General features: G+C 29.6%; 1 protein-coding gene. It reads right to left on the bottom strand.

Features of this window, described 5'->3' with window-relative positions:
- Positions 1-21: 21 nt before the first annotated feature.
- The gene (locus HNP99_RS17580) at positions 22-1,353 is read right to left on the bottom strand and encodes an IS4 family transposase (RefSeq protein WP_173854757.1); all 1,332 of its coding nucleotides are present in this window, start codon (positions 1,351-1,353) and stop codon (positions 22-24) included.
- Positions 1,354-1,444 lie beyond the last annotated feature (91 nt).

The raw sequence follows: 1,444 nt of genomic DNA, 5'->3' as shown, positions 1-1,444 counted from the left end.
CCAATGTCATTAAGTTAAGGATTAGATCACTCTTTTATAGTTATTTACGGATTTATATTTTCCTGATTGTCTTATTTTCGATTTTCTACGTTCATAATTTCTATTGGTCCTAATAGGCTCAAGATACCTCTCAAATAAATTTTGTAATTCTATTAATACTATTTTGGGTTCCTTTGATAGTAATAAAGCTATTATTTTATTTTTCATGCTTCCAATACTCAATGTCCTGTTAATTTGATAATCATGCTTCCTAATTTTATTTTTGATTTCCAGATAGGGCTCGCATTGCTTCTCTATTATACTTTGCAAATTTGACACCAAAGTTGTGGCATAAAAATCCTGTTCGATACTACAAATCGTATGCCCGCTAAATTGTCCTAACTGCAACACGTTTTTATCATGGCTGTAACTGGTCTCTATCTTCCATCTCATGAAATAAAGCGTTTTAAAAATCTCTTTTTTGTACTTTTTACAGTCGTACAAATTGGTTAGTAAAACTTCTATTTCTCCTGTTTCCAATTCTACCTTAATCATTCGTATAGGTATTGTTGTATGAAGAAAAACACTGAACCCATATTCTTTCATTTTATGGATGGCTCTATAATTTGGTCCAAGATTTATAACTTTATCAACATCTGGACTTAACATAAAAGCACTGACTTCCTTATTAAAACCTTGTTTGCATCGCATCACAAAATGTTTTGTCTTTTCCTGATGAATCAATAAATACATCAATGAAAAACTCGCAAATCCTCTATCATAAATAGACAAACTACCTTCTGGGATGCATTCAATATGCTGTGCAACTATACTTTTTTCACCAATTTTTATTGGATGTATTTTCGAGAATACAGTAATTTTATTCAACACATCATAAAACTTCATTATTCCAGCCATTGGGACTTCCTTAATATGATTTCCATGAGTACCAAAATGATTTTTTACTTCTTGCTTATCTACCAGATTAATAGTAGAACCATCCACTGCTATGAGTAAGAAACCATTCCATTTTTTGACCTTATCACCATAATAATTATAAAAAGAGTTTACTAATAGCTGATTCCAAACTTCAAAAAACAATGGTTTTAGCTTTTTTCTCTGGATACTTAACGCTGATTTTGTGCAGCTTAAATTCTCCGAAAGACAATTCTCAAAAAAATTTTGAATCTCTATAGATAAACTCTTTTTGAGCATGTTAACAATTAGAAACACAGTTCGGTTATAGGTCAATTTTCTATTTCTAGTAAAATCGGAAGCCTTATTTGTAAATAATTTTCTTAAATCATGATCAGTATTAATAATTTTTAAAAATTCTTTTAACTCTTCTATTATTTTTATATTTGCTTCTACCATTGGGATTGTATTTTTGTCAATTACAAAGAACCTAATTTAGGTTCGTAACCCAATGGTTTTTATCTATTTGTGTCTTAACTTAATGACATTG

Origin of the sequence: Flavobacterium gelidicaeli (assembly GCF_013294005.1) — a bacterium.
In the GTDB taxonomy this organism is placed as follows: domain Bacteria; phylum Bacteroidota; class Bacteroidia; order Flavobacteriales; family Flavobacteriaceae; genus Flavobacterium.
Note: the sequence above shows the minus strand (reverse complement) of the source record. Positions and strands in the feature narration are given on the sequence as shown.